This is a genomic window from Negadavirga shengliensis, assembly GCF_042652345.1.
In the GTDB taxonomy this organism is placed as follows: domain Bacteria; phylum Bacteroidota; class Bacteroidia; order Cytophagales; family Cyclobacteriaceae; genus Negadavirga; species Negadavirga shengliensis.
This window is the reverse complement of sequence record NZ_JBHSJJ010000016.1, coordinates 91,975-116,668: the sequence shown is the minus strand read 5'-3', so window position 1 is coordinate 116,668 and position 24,694 is coordinate 91,975. Positions and strand designations below refer to the sequence as shown.

The window sequence follows — 24,694 nt, the reverse complement described above, 5'->3', positions numbered from 1 at the left end:
ACAAAAATGCTTACAGGGACAGAAAAACTAAATAAAAAAAACGGCATTCATCAATGCCGTTTTTCATCAATATCAATCATTTCTTCCCGCAGGCGGCGGGCCTCCTCTTCGTTGCATTCTATAAAGCTGACGGGTGAATTCCCGGTTGGCTTCCGTGAGTTTATAGGCATGCACGGGAGTCAGCATCGAAGAAACTTTATCCATCAGTCTTTTCTCTTCTTCCAACAGCTGTTCTTTGATTTCAAATTGTCGTTTTATCAGATTCTGTGCTTGACTGTCAGTGAGACTGTCAGCTGCTGAGCGTGCCAGGTCGTGCATCTGGTGCATCAGCTTTCGTCTGGTCTCATGATGTTGGTTATAAACCGGCCAGAATTTTTCGGCCTGCTCAGGACTCAGCGACAATCTGTTGGTGATAAAGGCCACCCTCGCGGCTTCAAGTTTTTCGCGGTCCACGTTTTTCCCCCGCTGTGCCATTGCCGGGATTAGCGTGCCTATGAATAATATTAATATTAGGAAATTTTTCATTTCAGTACCAGATTTCATTGTCCATGTATTCTTCCTCCCATGCGCCATAATCCCATTCCTCAGCAATAATCTGCTCCAGGATATCATTTGGGAACTCTGCCAATAACAAAACGTCTTCCTCATTCCAGACCCCGGAGTTTATGTAGAGTTCAACATCTTCAAGCAGCTTGGCCTGTAAATCGGAATCTTCCTGTCTGTTTGGAGATACGATAAACATCATAAAACCCAAAAGGACCAGAACTGCAGCAGCGGCACCGGATAGCCATACCTGCCGGGTCTTTTTTTCCTTTTTCCGCCGGATCCTCTCAGGAAGTTGTTCGAAATATCCATCAGGAACGGTGAATATATTTTTTTTAGGAATATTTTTCATACCACATAGTTAGACAGTTATAATGCGCAAAGGTTTATTTGTTTGTCAAGTATTCCTCTATTTTTTTTACAGCGTGATGATACCCGGCCTTTAAAGCGCCGACTGATGTGTCCGTCATTTCACTGATTTCTTCATAGCTGAGATCTTCATAATACCTGAGGTTAAATATGAGACGTTGCTTATCAGGTAACTTTAATATGGCCTTCTGGAGTTTTTTCTGAATGTGATCCCCATCAATATAGGGAGAATGATCCAGATAATTCGCCATCACATCCTGATGATCTTCTATAGGAAAGAAAAAACGTTTTTTCTTCTTATCCAAGAAATTCAGGCTTTCGTTGACGGCTATCCGGTAGAGCCAGGTAAAGAGCGTGGATTTTCCATTGAATCGCTGAATGTTTTTATAGGCTTTGATGAAAGTATTCTGGACGATATCATCGGCATCTTCGTGGATAATGACCATTTTTCTCACCATGCCATATATTCTCTTCTGATAGCTTTCCACCAAAAACCCAAAACCTTTGTCCCTAGTATCGGGGTTTTTTATCATTTCTAAAAGTTTAATATCTACGGAAGGTATCATTCATTCATTTAGACAGGTGAAGGTGGCTAAAGTTTAACCGCAAAAAGATTCTTTCAAAGGGGATTTCCTCTCAAAAAATTTTCTATATCCATTTTCTTTTTTCCTTCCAGCTGCAGTTCGAGCACAGACAACTGACCTTCACCCGTTTGAAAACTGAGGTAGGTTTTGTTATCCGTTTGGTGTTCTCCGGCTTTCTTGTCCTGGAGATTTTCTGTTAAAACGGCAGAGCTATAGATTTTGCATGTTTTACCATTCAATGTGGTCCACGCCACCGGGTAGGGAGATAGTCCTCTTATCAGATTATGGACATGTTCAGCAGGTTTTGACCAATCAATTTTACATGTTTCCTTATATATTTTTGGCGCATGGTGTATGGCTTTGGAATCATCCTGTTTTTGAGGCTTTACCGTTTCAGAAGCCACCGCCTCAACGGTTTTTAACACGAGTCTGGCCCCTTTGTGCATTAATCTATCATATAAACTGCCTACATTGTCCTCTGGGTAGATGGGTTCTTTTTCCTGAAAAATAATATTTCCGGTATCAATTTCGTGTTGCAGGAAAAAAGTCGTGATGCCGGTTTCGGTTTCGCCGTTGATTATCGCCCAGTTGATAGGGGCTGCTCCTCTGTAGTCAGGGAGCAGGGAGGCATGGAGGTTGAATGTGCCTTTAGGAGGCATGCTCCACACAATCTCGGGCAGCATCCGGAAAGCAACCACCACCTGGAGATCTGCCCGGTAACTTTTCAGTTCTTCCTGGAACGCAGGGGATTTTAAATTGGCAGGTTGCAACACAGGTATGTCTAATTTTTCCGCAGATGATTTTACAGGTGAAGGAAGCATCTTCCGGCCCCTTCCCTGGGGTTTATCCGTGGCGGTGACCACAGCCACTACCGGCCAGCCTTCTTTTACCAACAGCTCAAGCGGGGGCACGGCGAATTCCGGTGTGCCCATGTATACAATACGCAGATCCTTGTTCATGACTAGGGATACAGTAAATATTTATCTCTTTTTTCCAGATATTCTTCCAGATCTTTTCTCCAGGAATTTCTTATTGCTGTTTCAGACTTGCCCGCCAATATATCTTTGCGCAACTGATCTGATCCGGCCAGCTTGTCAAAGAAATTGTTGAAGAACTTTTCACCTTTATCGGCTGTCCGGTAAGCTTCCAACAGATGTTCTAAAGTAAGCCGATGATTTAACGCCTCTTTCCTAAGGTCTTTTCCATAACAGCGTTTATCCTTATGGGGAGGGTTTTTGGACATACCTTCCATGCTGATGGGAGTGAAGGTGAAGCTCCCGAATTTCGGGTCGGGATAACCATATACCTGGAAAGGAAAGGTGGTCCCTCTTCCGAGACTGATGTCCGTCCCTTCAAAATAACAGAGAGAAGGGTATAGGCGGATGGAAATATCGTTAGGCAGGTTGGGGGATGGCTTGATGGGCAGGCTATATTGAATGCTATGATCCCAATTATCAATCTCTATGATTTCAATATCTGCCTGCACTTGATTTTTTAACCATCCTTCACCGTTTATCATTTGAGCGAGCTCACCCACGGTAAGCCCGTGGACTACGGGAATAGGGTGCATTCCCACAAAGCTCTCATATCCTTTTTTTAAAACCGGGCCATCAACATAATCCGAATTGGGGTTGGGCCGGTCCATGATCAGCATGGGTTTTCCTTGTTCCGCACAGGCTTCCATCAGGTAGTGAAGGGTACTTATATAGGTATAGAACCTTACACCGACATCCTGAATATCAAATATGATGAGATCAATATCGGAAAAGGCCTCTTTGGAAGGCTTTTTGGAATCGCCATAAAGCGAAACCAAGGGAAGGCCGGTTTTGGTGTCGATTTCATTTTTCACCAGTTCCCCTGCATCCGCATCACCTCTGAATCCATGTTCGGGAACAAATACTTTTTTTACCGCTATACCTTCCTCCAGAAGAAAATCCACCAAGTGAAGATTGTTCTTTTGGGTAAGCACGCTGGTCTGGTTTACGGCAAGGGCCACTTTTTTCCCCTGAAGCAAAGGCAAATAAATGTCCGTTCTGTCAGCGCCTGGCAGAACGGGAGCCTTAACAGCATGATCATCCGGTTTTCTCTCATTCCTTTCGGAGTTGCTTTTACAAAAACCGGAGCTGCCCAACAAAATTGCAGCAATAAGTATTAATTTTATGTGCTTCATGTTAATTTGCATTTAGTATAACAAAATAAGCAAGTTCGTTGAACCTTTCCTACTTCATAGCCAAAAGAATAAGTTTTAAAAAAACGGGTGGATTTACAGGAACCATCCACAGAATCGCTGTGGCAAGTATCGCCCTCGGATTGTCCATAATGATCATTTCTTTTTTGATATTGGGAGGGTTTCAGTCGGTGATCTCAGAAAAAGTCTTTTCGTTTACGGGACATTACCAAGTACACCGTTTTGTGATGAGCAAATCCCTGGAGGATTCCCCCACAAGCAAAGAGAGTTTTTTTTATACACACTCCATGGAACATGATTATATCCGGCATGTGCAGGGCTACGCCAATAAACCGGGCCTGTTGAAGGGGGATGAAGAGGTGGAAGGGGTGATCATGAAGGGAGTGGGACCGGATTTTGACGTGCGGTCATTTGAGCCATCTTTGATCAAGGGCCGGTTTATACAGTTTGATGATGGAGAAAGCGCTGTCAATGAAGTGTTGCTCAGTACCAAAATTGCGAGAAAACTTTTGCTGGATGTGGGGGATAGGGTCACTATATATTTTGTGCAGGACCCTCCCAGGTTCAGAAGGCTGGAAATTGTGGGTTTATACGAAACCTTCCTTGAGGATTTTGATGAAAAGGTCATCATCGGGGATATACAGACCATAAGGGTACTGAACGACTGGGACCTGGATAAAGTGGGAGGGTTTGAGGTGTTTATACAGGATCCCCGAAAAATAGACCGCTATGCCGATGATTTATATGACTTGACAGACTATGACCTGCGGTTGGTAAAATCCACAGATAAATATATCCAGATTTTTGACTGGCTGGAACTCTTAAATAACAATGTTTATGTGTTTTTAGGCTTGATATTATTTGTGGCAGCATTCAATATGGTTTCCATATTGTTCATACTTATCATGGAACGGACTCAGATGATAGGCATCCTCAAGGCCTTGGGAGCAAAAAACAAACAGATCCGGAGGGTCTTCATCTGGAATGGGCTGAGAATTATCGGCCGGGGCATGTTTTTAGGAAACCTTATCGGGCTGGGATTTGGGTGGATACAGGATTCAACACGGCTTATCCGCCTTGACCCTGAAAATTACTATATGAGTTTTGTTCCTGTGTATTGGGATTGGACTGCGGTTTTAGGTCTCAATATCCTCATTCTGATCATCACCACCGCTGTACTGTTTATTCCGGCAATGATCATCAGCAATGTCAATCCGATTAAGGCAATCAGGTTCGATTAGGTTTGTATTTTTTGAAGAGACTTTTGATTTTCATGTATATCACCCCAAATATGGCTTCTTTGAAGATGTGCTTTGACATTTTGGACGTTCCTTTGGTCCGGTCTGTAAATATAATGGGAACTTCCTTGATCGCGAATCCCAATTTCCAGGCGGTGAACTTCATCTCTATTTGGAAGGCATAGCCTATAAATTTTATTTTCTCCAGGTTAATTGCTCTCAGTACACGGTGATGGTAGCATACGAATCCGGCGGTGGTGTCTTTGATCGGCATGCCCGTAACGAACTGTACATACTTGCTGGCAAAAAAAGACATCAATACACGTCCCATTGGCCAGTTCACCACATTCACACCCGATATGTATCTTGAGCCTATGACCATGTCGTAGCCATGCTCGGAGCAGGTTTCGTAAAGTCTCAAAAGGTCCTTTGGATTGTGCGAAAAATCAGCGTCCATTTCAAAAATATAATGATAGCCGTTTTGAAGCGCATATTCGAATCCTTCGATATAAGCGGTGCCTAATCCTTGCTTGCCTTGCCGTTCCAGCAGGTGCAGCCTTTCGGGAAAGCACTTTTGCAGCTTTTTAACCACATTCGCCGTGCCATCCGGAGACTGGTCATCTATGATCAGCACATCAAAACCGCCGTCCAATTCCACGACGGCATGGATAATATCGGAGATATTTTCCAATTCATTGTATGTGGGTATAATGACAAGTTTCCGGTCTTCCATAATTCAAAAAACAAAAATAGAATTAAAAAGATAATATCAAGTTTAATTCAAACGAAAATATTGTCGGTGCATTGCTCTGACATCGGAATATTAAAAATGTGCGTGCGATTGACCTTACTGCATATGATTTTCAATTCCGTTGGGATTTTGTCACGGCTTTTTACTTGGTTCCCCGGAAAAACTCACGACAATAATTTCATCCGCTCCGCGAGGTTTTGCTACTGTTTAAAATCTTCTATGGTTAGAAACCCGGATTAAAAGATATTGTTGATCCGGAATACCGGGAAAACCGGAACTGAAATTACAGTGAAAGACAAAACCGGGTATCCGGAACAAGTTCCGCTTAATGAAGCTATTCGGACCCTATCAGCTCCCGCATTTTCCCAAATTGGCCCGGGCCAGGCGGTTTCCATTTTTGGCCGCGGTTTGAAGGTCCAGGCATGCTTTTCCAGGATTTTTATCTATCAAGCACAGCGCCCTTCTTGCCAATGCTTCATAGTGATTGGGGTTTTTCCGTAGCACCACATCAAAATCTTCGACAGCCCATGTTTTGTAACCCAGCCGCATCAAAGCAAATCCCCTGTTATAATGGGCATTGATATTGTCCGGTTCGTATTCAATATATTTGTTAAAAGAGGTGACTACGCCAAGGACATCTCCGGAATAACCTCTGGCAATACCTAGGTAGTAATGGGGCATCGGTTCTTCGGGACGAAGTTCAAGGGCAACCTCCAAAAATTCCTCAGCACTTTTGAACCGGCGGTTTTTTATCATTGTGCGTGAAAGCAGCAGGAGTATATCATAATCTTTAGGATCATGCATGGCAGCCAGTAAAAGATACTTCTCGGCTGTCTTCATGTCATCCAGCTTCCAGGCAATTTTTCCCATGCCTGCGTAAGCCTGTGCATACCTTGGGTCCAGGTTGAGAATTTTCTTGTAGTCGTCGAGGGCTTTGTCGTATTCTTCCAGTTCCTCATACGAACGCGCCCTTAAATGCATGGATTTTATATCTGTAATGCTGACAAAAAGCACTTTGTCAAACTCTGCGATGGCCTTTTCATATTGCTCATTTTGGTAATAGAATTCTCCTGTTTTGAAGTTGCCTATGCAGGCACCTGCCAACAATAGTACCGCTATGTGTAAAAAGATTACCCGCTTCATATTAACCTACCGTTATACGTTATTAATATTTTAGTTAATATTAATAAATAACAGTTTATTTGCAAAACAGAAAGCCAATTATTTTTATTTATTGCGTTGATAAGTTATTTTACAATACGCCTTTGGTACTGGGTAACTGGTCCAGGGATTTTGGATCTCTGCTTACAGCCATTTTTATGGCCCTGGCGAGTCCTTTGAAAATGGCTTCTATTTTATGGTGTTCGTTTTTTCCCTCCGCTTTGATATTGAGATTGCATTTTGCAGTATCGCTGAATGATTTAAAGAAATGGTGGAACATTTCAGTAGGCATTTCACCGATTTTTTCCCGTTGGAATGTGGCATCCCAGACAAGCCAAGGCCTGCCGCCAAAATCTATGGCCACCTGCGCCAGGCAGTCATCCATAGGAAGTAAAAAACCATAGCGGTAGATGCCTTTTTTATCTCCAAGTGCTTTGAGATAGGCTTCCCCCAACGCCAGTCCTGTATCCTCGATGGTGTGATGCTCGTCTATGTGCAAATCTCCTGTTACATTAATGTCAAGATCAACCCCCCCATGCTTTGCCAATTGGTCCAGCATATGATCAAAAAAGGCCAGACCTGTTTGAATGTTGCTTTTCCCATTTCCGTCCAGATTGAGTTTAATGTGGATTTGGGTTTCCGAGGTGTTTCTTTGGACTTCGGATTTTCTGGCCGGGAGTTTCAGAAAATTATAGATATTGTCCCAGGAAAGTGTCGTCAACTCAGCTCCTTCCGCGCTGCCTTCACCCAAGTATATCGCTTTTGCGCCAAGATTTTGGGCCAATTGGATATCTGTTTGCCGGTCGCCGATGACATACGAATTTGCCAGATCATAATCCCCTTGCAAATAGGTAGTCAGCATACCTGTTCTGGGTTTTCTGGTAGGGGCATTCTCGTGGTCGAAGCTCCTGTCTATATGGATGGCGCTGAAGATGACCCCTTCTTGCTCAAGTGTTTTGAGCATCTTATACTGTGCCGGCCAAAAGGTCTCCTCTGGAAAAGAAGATGTCCCTAATCCATCCTGGTTGGTTACCATCACCAGTTCATAGTCTGTCTCTTCCGCTATTTTTCGCAGGTTGGATATGGCTTTGGGTATAAATTCCAGCTTCTCCAGACTGTCAACCTGAAAATCCGTCGGTGGTTCCTTTATGATGGTACCATCCCGGTCTATAAACAAGACTTTTTTCATCTTTTTAAAGCTTTTATGACGGTTGACTTCTCAACCCGTACTTATCATTTTTAACGTTTCTATCAGTTTATCATTTTCCTCCCGGGTTCCTACGGTGATCCGCAAGCATTCCTCACAAAGGGTCACGTTCGAACGGTCGCGGACAATTATTTTATTTGCAACAAGGGTTTCGTAGGTTTTTCTCGCATCCTCGATCTTTACCAAAAGAAAATTGGCATGGCTGGGGTGAATATTTTGAACTTCAGGAAGCAATTGTAACTGGCTTTCCAGATAGTCTCTTTCACGAAGAATTTCCCCGACCATGTTTTCCATTTTTTTCGTATCCTTTAACGACTGGAGTACAGTGTCTTGCGTCAATCCGCTGATATTGTAAGGTGGTTTGATTTTGCTGAAAATCCTGATGATTTCAGCTGACGCGAATGCCATTCCCAAACGCAATGATGCCAGCCCCCAGGCCTTTGAAAAAGTCTGCAAAACCAACAAATTTGGATACTGGTCAAGGTCTTCAGTAAAGCTTGGTTCATCACTAAAATCAATGTAAGCCTCATCCACAACCACAATTCCTTGAAAAGCTTTCAAAATGGCATAAATATCTTTCCGATGAAATTTGTTGCCTGAGGGGTTATTAGGAGAACAAATGAAGATCACTTTGGTGTTCTCATCTATCGCCTTTAAAACATTGGCTATATCTATCTGAAAGTCAGTGGTTAGGTTGATTTTTTTTACAGCCACATCATTGATGTTTGCACTGACTTCATACATACCGTAAGTGGGAGGGAGGAGGAGGACGTTGTCCCTGCCGGGTATGCAAAAGGCCCTGTAAAGAAGATCTATGGCTTCATCACTTCCGTTACCCAAAAAAATCCGTTCCGGGGCCACGCCCTTGATTTCCGAAATCCTGGATTTTAACGCCCACTGATAGGGATCGGGATACCTGTTGAAATTTTCCTCCGTAATCGAGCCAAGTGGGTTTTCGTTGGCGTCCAGGAAGATGCCTTCAGTACCCGAATATTCGTCTCTGGCAGACGAATAAGGTTTAAGTTGCCTTATGTGTGGGCGGAGAAGCTTATTTATATCAAATGATCCAGTTTTCATTGCTTTGAAATGTATTCCAATCTAATAGATACCGCTTGCTTATGGGCCGCTAAATGTTCGTTTTCAGCCATAATTTCTATTGCCGGCCCGAGTTTTTTTAACCCTTCGGCTGTGATTTTTTGGTAAGTGATCTTCTTTAGAAAACTGTCAAGGGAAACGCCGCTGTAATTTTTTGCATAACCATTGGTAGGCAGGGTATGGTTGGTTCCTGATGCATAATCGCCTGCCGATTCGGGGGTAAAATTGCCAATGAAGACCGAACCCGCATTGAAGATGCTATCCACAACCTCCTCTTCATTTTCTACGGAAATGATCAAATGCTCCGGGGCGTATTCATTGATAAGGTGGATGGCTTTTTCCTGTTCTTCCATCACCACGGCTACACTGTTTTCCAAGGCTTTTTTGGCGATTTTTTGCCTGGGCAGGGTTTCTAGCTGCGCTTCGATAGCTTTCAGTATTTTTTTGCAAAGTTTTTGGTTATTGCAAACTAGTACCACCTGGCTGTCCACTCCATGCTCAGCCTGTGAAAGCAAGTCTGCGGCTACAAACTCGGGAACGGCACTTTGGTCAGCGTACACCAATACTTCGGAGGGGCCCGCGGGCATGTCAATGGCCACGCCTTTTTTGGTGGCCAGTTGTTTTGCCGCCGTCACATATTGGTTACCCGGTCCGAAAATCTTATCCACTTTCGGGACAGATTGCGTACCGTAAGCCATGGCGGCGATGGCCTGTGCCCCACCTGATTTTACAATCCGGTTTATGCCTACCAAATCTGCGGCATACAGGATGGCGGGGTGGATTTTTCCTTCCGCATTCGGTGGTGAACACAGCACTATTTCCTCACATCCGGCTATATTGGCAGGAATACCCAGCATCAATACTGTTGAAAATAACGGAGCAGTGCCACCCGGTACATACAGTCCCACTTTTTGAATGGGGACGCTTTTTCTCATACAGGTAACCCCTTCCATGATTTCAGTTATAAGGAAAGGGGTTTCCTGTAATTGATGAAATTTTTCGATATTCTCTTTCGCCTGGAGCAGGGCATCTTTCAGTTCTTGGGAAACCTCCTGACAAGCCATCCGGATTTCATCCCTGCTCACCAGCAAATGGTCGATTTCCACATGATCATATTCCAGGGCAAACTTTTTCAAAGCCTTATCACCTTGTCGCTTGACTTTTCTCATGATAGGCTTCACGATCTTTTCGATCTCCTTCATTTTTTGAACGGGCCTTTCCAGTTCTTTTTTCCAGGTGTTTTTATTGGGATTGACAAGGACTTTCATCTTTAACAAGTTTATCCGGTGGGAGAATCTATATGACCATTTTTTCTATGGGTACGACCAATATGCCCTGAGCGCCTGCTTCCCTTAATCCTTCTATGTTTTCCCAAAATTGTTCTTCACTGATTACGGAATGCACCGATGACCAGCCTTTCTCAGCCAGCGGAAGAATGGTGGGGCTTTTCATGCCCGGAATCAATGAAATGATCTTGTCAAGAGACTCATTGGGTGCATTCAACAAGACATATTTATTGCTTTTCCCCTTTTGTACCGCGTCAATTCTAAAAAGCAGTTTCTCTACTATTTTTTGTTTGGTAACAACCATGTTGGGGTTGCTGATCAGGACAGCCTCTGAACGGAAAATCTCTTCCACTTCTTTAAGACCATTCATCATCAATGTGGAACCGGAACTTACTATATCGCATATCCCTTCGGCAAGCCCTATACTAGGTGCAATTTCTACAGATCCACTGATCTCATGGATATCCGCGTAAATGCCTTTCTCTTTCAGGTAATCGCCTAATATTTTCGGATAGGATGTGGCAATATTCTTCCCTTCAAAGTACCGGATACCCTCATACTTCTCACTTTTTGGAATGGCCAAAGAGAGACGGCACTTCGAAAAGCCCAGCTTTTTAAGCACTTCTACTTTTTTGTCTTTTTCAACCAGTTCATTTTCACCAACGATTCCCAGGTCTGCCACGCCGTCTGCCACGTACCCGGGGATATCATCATCCCTTAAAAAAAGAAATTCAATAGGAAAGTTGGTGGAAATGGACTTTAATTTGCCGGTACCGTTATAAAATTTTATGCCGCATTCTTTGATCAGTCCAAGTGAATCATCACTGAGTCTGCCACTTTTTTGCACAGCAATACGAATAATGTTTTCCATGAAATATATCTGATAAATATGGTTTTAAACTTGGTTTGGCTAAAATACGGATGAAATTCCGTCTTTTTCGGGGTGGTATGTAAATATTGCTCCTCTTAAGAGGAATGATGGAAATAGCGTTGCTCAGTGGCATACACTGAAAGGAAAAAATTGAAAGGATCAATATCTAAGTCAATAAATTTCATAACCTTGTTGCAAATTTAACGAGGTATTCTTGACATGCAAAAAAATGGGCCTTTTTAATTGCTTAGGAAAGCAATAAAAATCAGTTGTGATAAAAGAGCCTGTTTACAGCGTTTTTATAAGTTAAATTTTCTTTGTTTTCAGTCGTCAATTGGATTTTTCTAATCGATTTTCTTAGAAGCTGTTGGATTTTATCCGAACACAGGGCACCGCATTGAAAAATCGTGTTTTCCTGCAATATATCGTCGTTTATGGCTTCGCGTGCGATTTTATTTGAGCTAAAAATTTTCATCAGATCCCTCAAGGGATTCTTCTTCCTTTTTTCCCCCATCCAAATGAAATAGCTATCCAGGTGATTCCGGATGATGGATTTTACATCACGAAGACATTTTTTATTGATTTCGATTTTGTCTTCTATGATCTGATGTATGTCATTCATATCAAACCTGATTACATAAAGCAGGTCATCCACTTCCTGACTCACATTACCTTTAACAGAAAGATCTATCAGTATCTTAAGAGAGGAAATGGATGGGGAAAAATAATCCGGTTTTATCAGATCTTCCGAAATTTCAGTAGTAATAACGACAATATCATTTAAGTTCACAATGTTGTCCATCTCAGACAGGGGAACTTTCGTATAGCCGGGCTGATCTTTCTCCTCGTCGTTTGATGCGGGAAGATGGGAGGCTTCAACTATCGTAATGTCCGAATAGCCCTTTTCCTTCAAACTTGTAACCAGCCTTCTGCACATGGGGCCATCGCCGACCAGAGCTATTTTCGGTAAGTTGATTTTTTTTACCAGTTCCATGATCATGTCTACTACGGTATAGGACACTGATATTGTACTTTTTCTATAATTGGTATTGTTTTGTATCTGTTTCTCGGTTTCCATCAGAATCTGCATGAAACGGTATAAAAATTCTCCCGCCATCTTCTCTCTGCATGACAAATGGTAAGCTTTTTTGAATTGTTGAAACAGCTGCACAGAGCCGTACAGTAGAGAATTCAATCCGAAGCAGAGTTCCGTAATCTGTACAATGGCTTTTTCCTCATCAAGCTCATGCTGAAAAAAACCTGGCTCTGGCCATACAAGTTCTTCTTTTGAATTTTTCAGCACGGAAAAAATCATTTGGGTTTTGTCCTCATCCGCAAGATACAGGATCGCCGTTTGTTCCGGTACGGAAAGGACCAAGGCTTCAGCTATTTCCCCTGTTTTCTTCAAAAAACTTAGAAAAATCCTTGCTTCTTCGTCAGTCATAAAAAAACCGTTCTCATTAAAATTAGCGGTTTTATTTGAAAAGCTCAACAATCTGAACATTAGCATATCCTTATTCCTTTAGTGTCCTATTGGTTTTCGTTATGTTTTATCTCCTGGGTTTACAATCTGATACAGGATCCGGGCGATTGGAAATTTTAATTAATCCATGATTTCCAGTTTATCGTATATATATATAAACAGAAACCTTAAAAATTGAATTGGAGAATGTATTAGGTTTTGGTTTAGTTTGTGGTTCAATTTTTTGAGGTTTAATGGCGGCCCGTTAGGGCCGCCTTTTTAATCCCTTCTTTCCCGTCTCTTGAATCCCGGAAAAATCCCGGTTCCCACCAGGAGATCATTGATTAAAAAAACCAAAAAAAATAATAAACCTTAATTTTTTTCATTTATTTATCAATTAAAGATAGACTATTTGAAAGTTGGATTATGATTTTTTCGGTAAACCGGATAAAAACGAAGGCGAATAAGACCATTGAACAGTCCAAATGAAAATTGCAATATCCAAAGAAAAAGATTCCGGCGAAAACGGGAAATATAAAGCTAAAAAATCAACCACCTGATTTTCTAGTTTTATAACCTGAATTTACCAGAAATTCCAGGATCTTGTCCCGATGGTCTCCCTGTATGAGGATTTCCCCGTCCTTTACATTTCCTCCTACTCCGCATTTGGTTTTCAAAATTTTTCCCAAAGCTTTGAGATCATCTGAGCTGCCCACAAAACCGTTGATCAAAGTAACCTGTTTTCCTCCCCGGGATTTTTTATCTAAAAACACTTTGAGGTTTTGTTGCGACGGAGGCAAGGTCGACGGTTCCTCATCCGTATGACCGGAATAATTATAATCATCTGAGGTGGAATAGACCACTCCTTTTCTGTTTTTCCAGCTGTTGTCTTTTTTTCTTCCCATATTACTCTTCCTTAAACCGCATCGTCCAGACGGGTCTTTTGGCACTATTGACCACGTCTTCAGCGATACTTCCACTCAGCAAATGCATAAACCCGGTTCTGCCATGGGTAGCCATCGCGATCATATCCGCATCACAATCATCTGCAAACTCAATGATTCCCTCTTCCTCTGAACTGCTGTTGTAGATATCTATCCGCACGTTTTCTATATTGTTGGATTTTATGAATTCCCGTATTCTCTTATTCGAAGTCTTGGTGTTTTCAAAAGAGTTGGGTGTATTGATCTTTACCAGGCGAAGTTCTGCACCCAATAGATTTTGCAGGTCTTTAAGATGTTTTATCACCCTTTTGCTGTCCTCACTGAAATCACTGGCAAATACTATCGTTTTGATATCTTCCACTTTAACCTGTTGTTTCACGGTAATCACCGGACATTTGGTGTGGCGGACTACTTTTTCGGTGTTTGATCCGATCAGCAATTCTTCCAATCCGCTTGAACCTTTGGAGCCCATAATTACCACGTCAGCCTTTATTTCGGAGATTTCTTTGGAGATTCCCGCGTAAGGATTGCCAAAAGCAAGCCTTGTGCTGAACTGGTAAGGTTTATTCTGGTGATTTGCCTCCAGCTTTTTCACCTGCGCTTTTCTTTTGTTGATCAGTTCCACCATATAGATTTTGTCTATATAATCTTCTTCCAGATTTACCTCTCCCATCGTATTAAAATGCTGCGTGGCAGGTATTTCAATAATATGTACCAGCTTAAGCTTGCAACCTGCTTTTGTGGCGAGTTCCTGGGCAAATTTGAAAGCGTTTTCCGCTTCTTCTGAAAAATCATAAGGTACTAGGATGCTTTTCATGTTTGTAGAATAAAGTTGTTAAAGCTTTGGGCTGTTAAGCTACAAAAATCCGTTCAAAATTGGAATGGATGGGGCAAATGTTATACCAGAATCCACCCCAATCCAAAGGTCAGAACCCATAAAAGGGTAGATATCGCCATTTTTTTTAAATAGGGATCTAATGCTACCGGATCTGCAGATGAATCAACTCCTTGCCCCACTTTTATCATCAAAGGCAATACCATTAACATGAATAGTCCCCCAACGGCTTTTTCAAATAGAATAAACAAAAGAATGCATACGTTTCCCGTGACGATAAGGATCCAATTGTATGTGATCGCCTTTTTTCTACCTATTCTCACCGGTATGGATTTTTTACCAGCCAATTGATCAGATTCAATATCCCTTATGTTGTTGATATTCAATACGGCTGTGCTGAAACAACCAACCGATATCGCCGGCAATAGGGTAGAGGGGGAGAAGGCAAGTGTGTGCAGGAAATAGGTGCCGGATACGCCTATGATTCCAAAAAACAGAAATACGGAAAAGTCCCCCAGGCCTACATATCCATAAGGCCGGGAGCCTGATGTGTACGTGATGGCAGCGATGATGGCCAATATTCCCAGCAAAAGAAACAGCAAAAAAACCATGAGACCCTGTAAGGCCAGATAGAGCAGCAATATACCACTGATAAATGACAGGATGCTAAAGACAATGATTGCCGTTTTCATCTCTTTTTTCGAGATCCAGCCAGATTGGACCGATCTGACTGGTCCCTTTCTCCCTTCGTGGTCAGCACCATGGGCAGTGTCTCCATAATCATTGGCAAGATTGGATAGGATTTGAAGCAGAATGGTGGTTAAAGCAGCCAATAGAAAAACTTCCGGTCTGAATGCGCCATGTTTAACGGCAATAAAACTTCCCATTAAAATACTGGAAAGGGCTAACGGGAGGGTTCTGAGGCGGAGAGCATGTATCCAGGCCTGGTATTTGTTATTGATCGGAAAATCCAAATTAAAATGTATTGAATATGAGTTTGACTTGCAAGCAGGGCAGTCCCATGTTCCAGACGAAAATGGTAAGGCTACCTTGCCGTGGGTTTGTACTTTCAGCGAATCCGGATTAACCCCAGATTACGCCCCGATAAGTGAGAGGATTTCCTCATCCATCGGATTGACAGAGGATGGAAAGAATTTGACCAAGTTCCCTTCTTCATCAACAAGGTATTTGCAGAAATTCCAAGAGGGTTCAGTGTTATTCCATCCGTTTAAGTTTTTATCAGATAACCACCGGTACAATGGATGTTTATCTACCCCTTTAACCGATATTTTTTCAAACATGGGAAACGTCACGCCGTAATTTTCGGAACAGAACCGCTTGATATCCTCATTGCTTCCGGGTTCCTGACCCCCAAAATTGTTTGCCGGAAAGCCCAATATGGTGACCTTATCACCATGTTTTTCATTGAGTTTCTGCAGATCTTCATACTGTGGCGTGTATCCACATTTGGAAGCCACATTGACAATCAGCACTTTCTGGCCTTTAAACTGCGTGAAATCCACTTCATTGCCTTCTATGTCTTTCATTTTAAAGTCGTAGAAAGAATCGATCATAGCGTCATCATCCAAAGTAATTAACTTCATACCTGCCTGTTGTTGATTGTCATTTTGGGAGGTCTGATTGCCTGACTGGCATGCCAGTAAAGCAAAAACTGCTAAGTATACAATTTTTTTCATTTGTTTATAGTTTGTTTTTCAATGGCTCCCGAACTTGATTGGGGAGAACCAAGCCTGTTATAATCATCCCACTTGTGTCGTTCCCGTCATGCTCGGTTTCATCATTACATTTTTTCCGGTACGTTTATTCCTAATAACTTCATTCCGCTTTTTATTGTTTTAGCCACTTGATAGGATAGGGAAACCCTAAATGCCTGAACTTCATTTTTTGCTTCACTAAATATAGGAAGTTCTGCATAAAAACGGTTGTATTCTTTGGCCAAATCAAATAAATATTGGGCAATGACAGAAGGTGAAAATTCTTCCCCCGCCAACCTTACTTTTTTTGGAAAGGCAGAAAGTAAAAACACCAAGCTTTGTTCTATCTCCTGTAAGCCATCCAGATGGGTGAAGGCGGAAGGAGAGAAGTCCAACTCAATCTGCTTTGCTTTTCTTATAATCGCAGAAATCCTGGCATGGGTATACTGTATAAAAGGACCTGTATTGCCCTGGAACTCGATGGATTCCTGGGGATTGAAAAGCATCCGCTTTTTGGGATCTACCTTCAATAAAAAGTATTTCAGCGCCCCCATCCCCAAAGTTTCGTATAAAGCCTCAGCCTCTTCCTGGCTGAAACCTTCGATTTTTCCAAGTTCCTGCGTATGGACTCTGGCCGTATCTATCATTTCCTGCATCAGGTCATCGGCATCCACTACTGTTCCTTCCCGGGATTTCATTTTTCCGGAAGGCAGATCTACCATACCGTAAGAAAGGTGGTACAGTCCGTCGCCGTAGGGTCTATCCAGTTTTTTCATGATTTTGAACAGCACATCAAAATGGTAGTCTTGCTCGTTGCCCACCACGTAAACGGACTTATCAATACCAAAATCCCTGTATTTCAGATCCGCGGTCCCCATATCCTGGGTGATGTACACTGAAGTGCCATCAGCTCTCAACACAAGTTTTTCGTCGAGCCCTTCATCGCTTAAATCCGCCCATACCGAGCCATTATCCTTTTTAAAAAATACTCCCTTTTTCAAACCTTCTTCCACTATGTCCTTTCCAAGGAGATAGGTGTCGGATTCATAATAATATTGGTCAAAATCGACTCCCATTTTATGATAGGTTTCTTCAAAACCTTTATAAACCCAGCCGTTCATTGTTTTCCAAAGGCTTACTACATCTTCATTACCAGACTCCCACTGGATCAACATTTCCTGGGCGGCCAACATCAATGGGGCATTTTTCTTCGCCTCCTCTTCGGTATGGCCTTGCTCTACAAGTTCCTTTACCTGTTTTTTGTATTCCTGATCAAAAACCACATAATATTTCCCCACGAGATGATCTCCCTTGATCCCCGAAGTTTCAGGAGTTTCGTTATTTCCGAAATGCCCGTAGGCTACCATGGATTTACAAATATGTATACCGCGGTCATTGACGAGGTTGGCCTTAATGACTTCAAAACCGTTGGCCTTGAGGATTTCAGAAACAGCATATCCCAAAAAATTATTTCGCAAGTGGCCAAGATGGAGCGGCTTGTTGGTATTGGGAGAGCTATATTCCACCATTACTTTTTGACCATTAGACGGAAACCTTCCCGGATTTTCTTCTGTGGCGATGGATTTATAAATGTCCAACCAATAGTTTTGATTCAAAGACAGATTCAAAAAGCCTTTTATGATGTTGTACCCGGAAATGATGGGTAGGTTCTTTTGCAGGTATCCACCTATGTTTTTCCCGGCTTCCTCAGGGGAGGAGCGGGTCACTTTTAAGAAAGGAAACAGGACGAAGGTATAGGTGCCTTCAAATTCCTTCCGGGTTGGTTGTAATGAAAGCTTATCCGGTTCGACCTTGTGTTGGTATAAAGTTTCGAAGGCTCCGGCAATATGCTTCAAAATTTCTTCTTGGATATCCATGTGTCTTTTTGCGTTTTTCTCTCTAAAGGTATCGGGTCCGCAAATATATATCATTCTCCCTTAATGCACCCTTTTATAAGAGGGTTAAATCCTTTTGGAATGGCCTTTATCCATCCCATCTTTGTAATATATAAAGGCATTTAATTTTTAATTAATGGCGACTGGCTTATGAGAAAATCAGTATGGGGCGCTGCGTTGATGTTGTTTTTAGTGACTTTCCTTCTGTATTTTGGTTTTTTGTATCCATTTTGGGGAATTCCCTTTAATAGCCAAAGACATGGCAATCCTCCCTTGACGCCGGCCTGGGCGCTGGAATGCTGGCTCTGGGAAGATGATCACAATACCCGGGAGTATCTGGAGGAACTTTTGGAAGGCTACCGAAAATACGATGTGCCGGTCAGAACCGTCATCATTGATAGCCCATGGAGTTTTCGGTACAATGATTTTGAAGTGGATACGGTCTTATACCCCGAACCGGAGCTAATGTTTTCGAAATTGAAGCAACAGGGATACAGGGTGGTATTATGGATGACTCCCCTGGTCAATAGCTACAATAAAGATCTCCGATGGAAGGATTCCAAAGAATGGCATCGGCAAATAAAACAAAAGGGCTATTTGGTTCAGGGCAAACAGAATAGCTGGTGGAAAGGAACAGGGAGTTTTATCGACTATACCCATCCAGACGCTGTTGCCTGGTGGAAGGGGATGCAGCAGCGGGTATTTGATTTAGGTATAGACGGATGGAAACTGGATGGTGCGGCTACCCTGTTCGGAACAGATTGGTATGGCGTTCCTGTATTCTATAAAAAGACATCCACAGGATGGATGAGTACACGGAAATACATGGATCATTACTATAGAGATGAATACCTGCACGGATTGAGCAAGAACCCGGAATTTATTACTTTATCAAGGGCCATTGACCGATGGTATCATCCGGAGGGATTTTCGCCCATGGATGCCTCACCGGTCAATTGGGTGGGTGATCAGGAGCACAGTTGGAAGACCAGTGAAATGCTGGAATCCCAAGACCCGGAGGCAGATATCGCTCTGAAAGGAATAGAAGGGTTTGAGTCCGCGATCAAGAGCATATTGAAAAGTGCCGATCTGGGATATAATATTATCGGTAGTGATATAGCTGGGTTTTCAGGAAGCCAGATTCCTCCAAGGTTGTATATAAGGTGGGCCCAGTTTTCTGCGTTTTGCGGACTATTTATGAACGGGGGCCACGGTGAAAGGGCTCTTTGGAAAAGATCGGATGAAGAATTGGAAATCATTAGGAAGTTTTCCTGGCTCCATACCGAGTTGCTTCCATATATGTATCATTATGTGGTGACGGCACATCAAGGAGGACGGAGGTTGCAAAAGTCCGCCAAAGGAGATTACCATTATTATTTCGGGGAAAACTTATTGGTTGCGCCGATCTATGAAGATACTTTTTTAAGAACAGTTCATCTGCCCGAGGGCAGGTGGCATTATTGGTTTGATGACAGTGAGGTTGTGGTTGGTCCCCGGGTGATTACCAAGGAATTCCCGTTGGAAGAATATCCGGTATTTGTGAAAGAAGGTGCCATTATTCCCATGAATATTGAGAGGAATTATACAGGATTTGGTGAAGCGGATGATGCGGGATTTCTGACTTTTTTATGCTATCCCGGACCGGATCCGGCGGCATTCACAGTATTCAGGGAAAAAGAAGAAAGCACCCAAATACATCTGGAAAGGGGGGGAGACGGAAAACTTCTGATTGCCATTAAAGGCAAAGCAGTTCCTTTCCTGTTAAGGGTTAAAATGGATAAAGCCCCTGTAAAGGTTTCTTTTGACAATACGGTGCTGTCGCCGGAGATGGACTACGTGTATGAAGCATCAAAAAAGCAATTGATCATAAGGGCGCCTGAAGGCAAAGTGGGGAGTTACCATATTTACGGCTAAAAAGTAAAATTCATAACCGGAGCCGAATCTCAACAGGATCTGGACAAATCTTACCTATAGATATAAAAGCGGGTATATGCTCGCAGATTTCACCATGTTGTGGTATTATTTCTACATTTTTTAATATTTTTATTATAGGATTATTTTCTTTAATAAAAATCAATAAAACATCCAATTATATTGAAAATGAACCGATAAGAAATGTTTTAAAGGTTATTTTTTTGGTTTAAACGGCTTAAAAATTATTTGGCATTCCAATTGGAGTTAGTTAATAAGAATTCAACGACAAACGTGTTGAGTTTGATTAAATTTTAATAACAACCATAAATTTAAAGTAATCATGAAAAAGGTAATGTTAGCTTTGGTAGTGGCCGGTTTTGTGGCCTTCACCGCAGTACAAACTCAAGCAATGAGTGTAGACGGAATGGAAACAATATTCCAGGAAAAAACAAAAATTGATCCGGAAAACTTGCCAGACGCCATAAAAGAAGCGATACAAAATGATGCAGCCGTTAGCTCTTCCCAAATTACCGAAGCCCATCAGGTAATGAAGGACAACCAGATTTATTATGAGGTGAAATTCGACAAGGATGCTGAGGGCAATGCAGCAACCAAAAAATATGATTCCACCGGTAAAGAGGTTGAAGGGGCTGACGAAGAACCAGGATCTTAAAACCCTATTTTTTTAACCCACAACCGATAAGGCAACGGCCACTGGCTGTTGCTTTTTTTATGTTTTGGAGGTTAGGTTACATCTGACCGAAAATCCTGGTGTGCGAATAGCGCCCGGTGGTTGTGAAGCACCGGTTTCCATTGCATCATCTGGAGTGACAGGAGGCACAACGGTTTCTCGTGACAACATGGATGCTAACTTTTCATCACTTTGTGGTATTATTTACACATTTCTTACGATTTTTATCATATATCTCAGAAAGAAAGAAGCATTTAAAAATATTAAATATAATTGTCATTCGCTCGCTTAGCGCCATTTTTAAAAATAATTAAGAGAATATACCCGGATTAAAAACACATTGGCATCTCAATTGAAATAAGTTTACTGGATTCAATTTATTGAATGTTGAAATTAACTGTATGGCAACCATTAACAGCAAAGGAATCATGAAAAAGATAATGTTAGCCTTGATAATGGCAGGTTTTGTGACCGTTGCAACGGCACCAACTCAAGCCATGAGTGAAACCGGAGTTGAAACAATATTCCAGGAAAAAACAAACATTGACCCGGAGAATTTGCCTGAAAGGGTAAAAGAAGCGATACAAAATGATGCAGCCGTTAGTTCCTCTCCAATTACCGAAGCTCAGCAGGTAACGAAAGACAATCAGGTTTACTATGTGGTAAAATTCGGTAAAGATGCCGAAGGAAATGACGTGAAGAAAAAATTCGACGCTACCGGTAAAGAGATAGAGGATACTGGCGATGAAGAATCTTAAAACCCTATTTTTTTAACCCACAACCGATAAGGCAATGGCCAATGGCCATTGCCTTTTTTAATCATACAGTTGACCATCCGTAAGCATAAACATCAGCGCGGGGCTTCTGGAACAGAATTTCCCCGTTGATATCCAGCGAATCATCTGACATGAGAAAACTGAAGGGACAGCCTATTTGATAATTTTTTCCGGTTCCCAGAAAGCTAAAACCATTTTTCCTTATATCCAATCCGACCCCGGGGGGGCTAGTAACAGTGGTATGTGATATAATGGCGTTTGACCTGATCCCTTTTTTTTCGAGCCTTTTGGAATAAAATTCAGTAAATACCTTAATCGAATTGTTGAAGTAGGCATCTTTTTCAGTTCCATCATCATCCCAATAGGCATCACCCCAACCATTTTCCACGATCTGGTGATTAATAATGGAGGCTTTCGGCTCCATGATCTTAATTGCCGATTCTGTCAGTTTTTGATAGATGAATACTTTGAGCCTGGATATTTCCAAAAGTTTTTCACGGATGTGGTTGGGGAGATTGGCCAATGACAAATTGGAAGTAAAACTGTTGTTGATCAAAACATCTAATTTCTTGTATTTTGTTTTGATGGTCAATATGATTTCCCTGCAATAAGCATGGTCATTGATGTCCCCGATCATCAGCAGACAATCAACGTTATTTTTTTCCACCAAGAATTTGGTATGCATAGCGGTGTCATCGAAGGTATCACAGAACAGAACGATGTGGGCACCCTCTTTCGCGAATTTAGTCGCTATTATTCTCGCGGAAGCGGTATTGCCTTCCGTTATCAATACCGATTTGTCTCTCATTAATTTCCTTTCATTCATATCTCTGTTTGGTTTGGCTATTCCAAACAAACAATGCCAAACACATACCATTATCTGGGTTTATACGTTTTTGTCTTATTAATCTACTGATTATCAATAATTTATATAAAAATATATTACTAATTTGAGTTTTTTCAGATGGAGAAATTTGATGAAAGTTGGGGTGAACATGCAACGAATGGTGGCATAATAAACTCTAAAAAATAAGACATCAAAATTTGAAATCCCCCTCTTGGACAATGACGCTGATCTATACCATTAGGAGAGATTTCCTTGATTACGGCTCTGACTAAGATCTCCCAATATTATTTTGAAAATTCTTTATAGTGCTGTTCAATCTCACCGTTTTCCAGACCCCGATGTACTATAATTTGATTTCTAAAGGTGAGGTGGCGGGCAGGTGTCCCAGCCAAGGGAACCGGGTTTCTTCCCGGAAATGCCATGTTTTGCATACTATTTTTGGATCTGAGGATCCAGCCTTGATAGGAGGGGAGTTTATCCGGTTCTCCCATCACTACTACCCCGGGATCGTTTTCTTCCCGTTCCGTAATGTTAATCCAGGAGCCTGCAGAAACAGCTAACTCCTGAGGACGTACTTTTCCCTTGCTGTCAAAAAAGCCTACAGTTTCACTGAGTTTTATTCTTGGGGAAAAACCTCCATATCCTTTTGGGTCTTCCGATCCACCTATCATTACATTGCTCAATAAGGGTTTTAGGGTGATATCAAAAGTCAATTTGTAAAGATCCGGGGAAATCCTTTCATAAGTAACCATGAGGTTTTCCTCAACAACCTCTCTTTCCTCTCCCTCAGTTTCCTTCCAAAGTATGTTAGAGGTGAGCTGAACGGCAGTTTCAGAAATGATTTTCGACCCGACTTTGGTAATTTCCCATTCAATGCCCTCACATATCCATGGATCAGCTATCTTCTTGCCATCCACGCACAACTGGTGCCAAGCCCAGAAAATGCCCCGGTGATGCAAATGGTCATCAGGAAAATCTTCCGTAATTATTTCACCGTCGAGCCCATATAAAGGATGAATATAGTTGGAGCGGGGATACATGCCATCCCGGGACTGGGTGGCGGTTTGGTAAAAAAAACGCGGCTTTCCGTCTTCTTTTAACAACCATCCCTGTTCCTGTTCTTCAAAGATAAAGTTTTGGGCATGGACTAACGGCATATAAAAAATAACGAGCACCAAAAGAGGAATCATTATGGATGTCCTGAAAGCAATCAATAGAGGTCGGGCGGTCATGTATGGGTTTTTGTGAATGCCAAAGTGTGGGAGAATTTACCTGGATAAAATCAAAAAAGCGGAAAAACCAAACCCGGTCTTTCCGCTTTGAACAACACAATTTATTTTCTTGAAATGGCTTTTTTAGCTGCTTTGACGATATTGGCAGCATTCAGCCCATATTTTTCCAACAACTCGGTTGGTTTTCCTGATTCACCAAATGAATCATTTACACCCACATATTCCAACGGAGCGGGATACTGGGTAGCCAATGTTTGAGCTATGCTGTCGCCAAGTCCTCCATTGATCTGGTGTTCTTCAGCAGAAACGCAGCAACCGGTTTTACTCACAGAGTCCAGTATAGCTTCCTTATCCAAAGGTTTGATGGTATGGATATTGATCAACTCCGCGGAGATTCCTTCTTCCCGCAGTATCGCTTCCGCCACTACAGCTTCCCATACCAGATGTCCCGTAGCAAAGATGGTTACATCTTTGCCTTCTATCATTTTCCAGGCTTTTCCAATTTCGAATTTCTGGTCTTTGGGAGTAAATATGGGCCAGTTTGGTCTTCCAAAACGCAAGTACACGGGACCTTCGTAGTCGGCGATGGCAATGGTAGCCGCTTTGGTCTGGTTATAATCGCAGGGATTGATGACCGTCATATGGGGCAGCATTTTCATCATGCCCATGTCTTCCAGAATCTGGTGCGTGGCACCATCTTCCCCCAAGGTAAGGCCGGCATGGGAAGCACATATCTTTACGTTTTTTCCCGAGTAGGCAATGGATTGTCTTATCTGGTCATATACCCTTCCTGTGGAGAAATTGGCAAATGTACCGGTGTAAGGAATTTTTCCTCCAATGGTCAGTCCTGCCGCCATTCCCATCATGTTGGCCTCGGCTATACCTACCTGAAAAAAACGTTCGGGAAATTCTTTCTGAAAAGCGCCCATTTTGAGTGAACCGATCAGATCGGCACAAAGTCCTACTACATTTTTATTTTTTCTACCTACTTCCAGAAATCCATCTCCAAATCCGGACCGGGTATCTTTCTTTTCTGTATAAGTAAATTTGGTATCTAGTGTTTTTTCCATTTTAAAGCAATGATTTAATT

General features: G+C 42.2%; 24 protein-coding genes. 4 read left to right on the top strand and 20 right to left on the bottom strand.

Features of this window, described 5'->3' with window-relative positions; all coding sequences use genetic code 11:
• Positions 1-72: 72 nt before the first annotated feature.
• From ACFPFU_RS21315 to ACFPFU_RS21295, 5 genes are all read right to left on the bottom strand, one after another.
• Positions 73-525, bottom strand: coding sequence for a Spy/CpxP family protein refolding chaperone (locus ACFPFU_RS21315; protein ID WP_377067930.1), 453 nt, complete (start codon positions 523-525; stop codon positions 73-75).
• Position 526: 1 nt separating this feature from the next.
• Positions 527-895 carry a hypothetical protein gene (locus tag ACFPFU_RS21310; RefSeq protein WP_377067928.1) on the bottom strand — a complete coding sequence of 123 codons (369 nt, stop codon included), beginning with the start codon at positions 893-895 and terminating at the stop codon, positions 527-529.
• Positions 896-929: 34 nt separating this feature from the next.
• Positions 930-1,445 carry an RNA polymerase sigma factor gene (locus ACFPFU_RS21305; protein ID WP_377067926.1) on the bottom strand — a complete coding sequence of 172 codons (516 nt, stop codon included), beginning with the start codon at positions 1,443-1,445 and terminating at the stop codon, positions 930-932.
• Positions 1,446-1,531: 86 nt separating this feature from the next.
• Positions 1,532-2,455 (bottom strand): methionyl-tRNA formyltransferase, encoded by a 924-nt coding sequence (fmt, locus tag ACFPFU_RS21300; RefSeq protein WP_377067924.1) that lies wholly within the window; start codon positions 2,453-2,455, stop codon positions 1,532-1,534.
• A gap of 2 nt (positions 2,456-2,457) precedes the next feature.
• Positions 2,458-3,666: an exo-beta-N-acetylmuramidase NamZ family protein gene (locus ACFPFU_RS21295; protein WP_377067922.1), complete on the bottom strand. Its 1,209-nt coding sequence runs from the start codon at positions 3,664-3,666 to the stop codon at positions 2,458-2,460.
• A gap of 38 nt (positions 3,667-3,704) precedes the next feature.
• Here ACFPFU_RS21295 and ACFPFU_RS21290 point away from each other — a divergent pair, with 38 nt between their 5' ends.
• The gene (locus tag ACFPFU_RS21290) at positions 3,705-4,925 is read left to right on the top strand and encodes an ABC transporter permease (protein ID WP_377067920.1); all 1,221 of its coding nucleotides are present in this window, start codon (positions 3,705-3,707) and stop codon (positions 4,923-4,925) included.
• On the opposite strand, the gene ACFPFU_RS21285 is transcribed toward ACFPFU_RS21290, so the two are convergent.
• The 12 genes from ACFPFU_RS21285 to argS form a co-directional block, all read right to left on the bottom strand.
• On the bottom strand, positions 4,912-5,655 hold the full coding sequence (locus ACFPFU_RS21285; protein WP_377067918.1) for a polyprenol monophosphomannose synthase: 744 nt from the start codon (positions 5,653-5,655) through the stop codon (positions 4,912-4,914). The two genes, ACFPFU_RS21290 and ACFPFU_RS21285, sit on opposite strands and share 14 nt — an antisense overlap.
• Before the next feature lie 366 nt (positions 5,656-6,021).
• The gene (locus ACFPFU_RS21280; RefSeq protein WP_377067916.1) at positions 6,022-6,816 is read right to left on the bottom strand and encodes a tetratricopeptide repeat protein; all 795 of its coding nucleotides are present in this window, start codon (positions 6,814-6,816) and stop codon (positions 6,022-6,024) included.
• A gap of 109 nt (positions 6,817-6,925) precedes the next feature.
• On the bottom strand, positions 6,926-8,023 hold the full coding sequence (hisB, locus tag ACFPFU_RS21275; RefSeq protein ID WP_377067914.1) for a bifunctional histidinol-phosphatase/imidazoleglycerol-phosphate dehydratase HisB: 1,098 nt from the start codon (positions 8,021-8,023) through the stop codon (positions 6,926-6,928).
• A gap of 30 nt (positions 8,024-8,053) precedes the next feature.
• The gene (hisC, locus tag ACFPFU_RS21270; protein WP_377067912.1) at positions 8,054-9,118 is read right to left on the bottom strand and encodes a histidinol-phosphate transaminase; all 1,065 of its coding nucleotides are present in this window, start codon (positions 9,116-9,118) and stop codon (positions 8,054-8,056) included.
• Positions 9,115-10,404 carry a histidinol dehydrogenase gene (gene hisD / locus ACFPFU_RS21265; RefSeq protein ID WP_377067910.1) on the bottom strand — a complete coding sequence of 430 codons (1,290 nt, stop codon included), beginning with the start codon at positions 10,402-10,404 and terminating at the stop codon, positions 9,115-9,117. Before hisD ends, hisC begins: the two co-directional genes overlap by 4 nt.
• Positions 10,405-10,432: 28 nt before the next feature.
• Positions 10,433-11,293: an ATP phosphoribosyltransferase gene (hisG, locus tag ACFPFU_RS21260; RefSeq protein WP_377067908.1), complete on the bottom strand. Its 861-nt coding sequence runs from the start codon at positions 11,291-11,293 to the stop codon at positions 10,433-10,435.
• 265 nt (positions 11,294-11,558) lie between these two features.
• Complete coding sequence (locus tag ACFPFU_RS21255; RefSeq protein WP_377067998.1) at positions 11,559-12,797, bottom strand: glutamyl-tRNA reductase; 1,239 nt, start codon at positions 12,795-12,797, stop codon at positions 11,559-11,561.
• A 506-nt stretch (positions 12,798-13,303) separates the two neighbouring features.
• Positions 13,304-13,660, bottom strand: a complete 357-nt coding sequence (locus tag ACFPFU_RS21250) for a translation initiation factor (RefSeq protein ID WP_377067906.1) — start codon at positions 13,658-13,660, stop codon at positions 13,304-13,306.
• 1 nt (position 13,661) lies between these two features.
• Positions 13,662-14,516, bottom strand: coding sequence for a universal stress protein (locus ACFPFU_RS21245; RefSeq protein WP_377067904.1), 855 nt, complete (start codon positions 14,514-14,516; stop codon positions 13,662-13,664).
• An 80-nt stretch (positions 14,517-14,596) separates the two neighbouring features.
• Complete coding sequence (locus ACFPFU_RS21240; RefSeq protein WP_377067902.1) at positions 14,597-15,508, bottom strand: 1,4-dihydroxy-2-naphthoate polyprenyltransferase; 912 nt, start codon at positions 15,506-15,508, stop codon at positions 14,597-14,599.
• 120 nt (positions 15,509-15,628) lie between these two features.
• Entirely contained in the window at positions 15,629-16,231 is a 603-nt protein-coding gene (locus ACFPFU_RS21235; RefSeq protein WP_377067900.1) for a glutathione peroxidase, read from the bottom strand.
• 104 nt (positions 16,232-16,335) lie between these two features.
• On the bottom strand, positions 16,336-18,126 hold the full coding sequence (argS, locus tag ACFPFU_RS21230; RefSeq protein WP_377067898.1) for an arginine--tRNA ligase: 1,791 nt from the start codon (positions 18,124-18,126) through the stop codon (positions 16,336-16,338).
• 168 nt (positions 18,127-18,294) lie between these two features.
• Between argS and ACFPFU_RS21225 the strand changes: the two genes are divergently transcribed.
• The 3 genes from ACFPFU_RS21225 (at position 18,295) to ACFPFU_RS21215 (ending at position 21,507) form a co-directional block, all read left to right on the top strand.
• Complete coding sequence (locus tag ACFPFU_RS21225; protein WP_377067896.1) at positions 18,295-20,058, top strand: TIM-barrel domain-containing protein; 1,764 nt, start codon at positions 18,295-18,297, stop codon at positions 20,056-20,058.
• Positions 20,059-20,398: 340 nt separating this feature from the next.
• A complete protein-coding gene (locus ACFPFU_RS21220) occupies positions 20,399-20,731 on the top strand; it encodes a hypothetical protein (RefSeq protein ID WP_377067894.1) in 333 nt (110 codons plus the stop codon).
• Between the two features lie 419 nt (positions 20,732-21,150).
• A complete protein-coding gene (locus tag ACFPFU_RS21215) occupies positions 21,151-21,507 on the top strand; it encodes a hypothetical protein (protein ID WP_377067892.1) in 357 nt (118 codons plus the stop codon).
• A gap of 61 nt (positions 21,508-21,568) precedes the next feature.
• On the opposite strand, the gene ACFPFU_RS21210 is transcribed toward ACFPFU_RS21215, so the two are convergent.
• The 3 genes from ACFPFU_RS21210 to ACFPFU_RS21200 form a co-directional block, all read right to left on the bottom strand.
• Positions 21,569-22,351 carry an SDR family oxidoreductase gene (locus ACFPFU_RS21210; RefSeq protein ID WP_377067890.1) on the bottom strand — a complete coding sequence of 261 codons (783 nt, stop codon included), beginning with the start codon at positions 22,349-22,351 and terminating at the stop codon, positions 21,569-21,571.
• A gap of 305 nt (positions 22,352-22,656) precedes the next feature.
• Entirely contained in the window at positions 22,657-23,604 is a 948-nt protein-coding gene (locus tag ACFPFU_RS21205) for a DUF6807 family protein (RefSeq protein WP_377067889.1), read from the bottom strand.
• Between the two features lie 101 nt (positions 23,605-23,705).
• Positions 23,706-24,674, bottom strand: a complete 969-nt coding sequence (locus ACFPFU_RS21200) for a transketolase family protein (RefSeq protein ID WP_377067888.1) — start codon at positions 24,672-24,674, stop codon at positions 23,706-23,708.
• Positions 24,675-24,694: the final 20 nt, after the last annotated feature.